At 31.7% G+C, this 350-nt stretch carries 1 protein-coding gene and 1 pseudogene; both read right to left on the bottom strand.

The window, feature by feature from the left end:
- Positions 1 to 151 (bottom strand): VOC family protein (locus tag COE25_RS29890; RefSeq protein WP_180247665.1); only part of this gene is annotated, 151 nt, incomplete at its 3' end.
- Positions 152 to 246: 95 nt separating this feature from the next.
- Positions 247 to 350, bottom strand: a pseudogene (locus COE25_RS32055) (oxidoreductase); the annotation flags it as partial.

Here is a 350-nt window from a genome sequence, read left to right as displayed (position 1 = left end):
CGTCAGCATAGAAAAGATGATAGGATTCTGTATTATCTTGGTTAACTGTTTTCTTTACCAATCTCATTCCTAAAATTTTTGTATAAAATTCATAATTTTTTTCCGCTTTTCCAGTTAATATTGATACATGATGTAGTCCTAAGAGTTCCATCTCATTTCACTCCCGTCACAATATTAGCTTAATTCTTTTGTTTGAAATTAAGGTTCCCCTTTAATGGGTAAAAGCTCTCGTAAAGACCATATTTATTAGAATAAAAATGCATCTAAGGCATATCGACCAGGACCAATTAAAGCAATACCAATTGCAACTGAAAGCAAAGTTAAGTTGTATTCATATCCATTTGCTGTTG

The sequence above is a fragment of the Bacillus sp. AFS031507 genome, from assembly GCF_002584635.1.
GTDB lineage: Bacteria > Bacillota > Bacilli > Bacillales > Cytobacillaceae > Neobacillus.
This window is presented reverse-complemented; position numbering and strand designations above follow the sequence as displayed.